The sequence below is a fragment of the Desulfobotulus mexicanus genome, assembly GCF_006175995.1.
Taxonomy (GTDB): Bacteria; Desulfobacterota; Desulfobacteria; order Desulfobacterales; family ASO4-4; genus Desulfobotulus; species Desulfobotulus mexicanus.
This window is the reverse complement of sequence record NZ_VDMB01000067.1, coordinates 1-963: the sequence shown is the minus strand read 5'-3', so window position 1 is coordinate 963 and position 963 is coordinate 1. Positions and strand designations below refer to the sequence as shown.

At 44.0% G+C, this 963-nt stretch carries 3 protein-coding genes; 1 reads left to right on the top strand and 2 read right to left on the bottom strand.

The annotated features are described in order from the left end of the window. On the bottom strand, positions 1–191 hold a 191-nt coding region (locus FIM25_RS16945), incomplete at its 3' end, for a helix-turn-helix domain-containing protein (protein WP_139449876.1). A 31-nt stretch (positions 192–222) separates the two neighbouring features. On the opposite strand from FIM25_RS16945, the gene FIM25_RS16940 reads away from it, so the two are divergent. Beyond that, a complete protein-coding gene (locus FIM25_RS16940; protein ID WP_139451023.1) occupies positions 223–723 on the top strand; it encodes a hypothetical protein in 501 nt (166 codons plus the stop codon). A gap of 20 nt (positions 724–743) precedes the next feature. Here the strand turns inward: FIM25_RS16940 and FIM25_RS17460 are convergent. Then, a partial coding sequence (locus tag FIM25_RS17460; RefSeq protein ID WP_218961504.1) for a hypothetical protein occupies positions 744–963 on the bottom strand: 220 nt, incomplete at its 5' end.

Genomic DNA, 963 nt, shown 5'->3' with positions numbered 1-963 from the left:
GGTTTCGTCTTTAAAGCGTCAAGGCCGCCTTTGCGGTATTTGGCTATCCACTGGTAAATTGCGGATCGATGGTAACCCAGAGCCCTGGCGATAACCTCTGGGCTTTCACCCGATTCGATCTGCTGGACAGCGCGTATACGGATAGCCTCACGGGTCTTATGATCGAGTTTTCTAGCGTCTTGTTTTTTCATAAGCAGCAATATACATCATGTCGAGTTGGTTTTGAACTTTTTAGTAAGCAGCCTCACTCTTGACGGCGCAGCTACAGTATCAGTAACAGGTTTAACAGGTTTTGCAAATGGTGCTTTTGCAAATGCAGGTGACTTAGCTACAGAACTTGCATCTACCACTGAGATTGCTACCGCAGTAGTTGATGGTACCAACATCAACATTACTTATACTTTGGATGCAGGTGGAGCTAATGACGGTGTTGCCTTTACAATTGCAGATGATGTTGAAGATGGTGGAGTAGGAGCAGGGGATATTACTGCAGGAACAGATGGTTCAGGTTCTGGATCAATTGGAACAGCAGCTGTAACGACAATTGCACATGATGGACTGTCATACGGTGGTGGTAACACGACTATTGAAGTTGGTGGTACCGGCGGGCTTACGATTGCTGCAACTGAATACGCAAATGCGGCTGCTTTAGCTGCAGCTATTCAAGGCTTAGCAGAAGTAACAACGGCAGAAGTTTCTGGAGATAACATTGTTATAACCTGAAATCCCGCTCTTTTTTATACCTACGCAGGTTCTTTAACTCCAAAGGCTTTAAAGATAGTCATTTGAAGTCTGGTTAATGGAAAAAGGATTTTGGTTCCCTTGATTTCCTGTCTGCGCAACTTGGATAAAGTCAGAAGCAATTCCTTCATTGTCATTTTGCAATACAGTTTTTCCTGAAGCATCGTGTAGTGGATCTTTGACAACAATATGAGTGCCAGGAAACCTACGAAGGTTTTATTC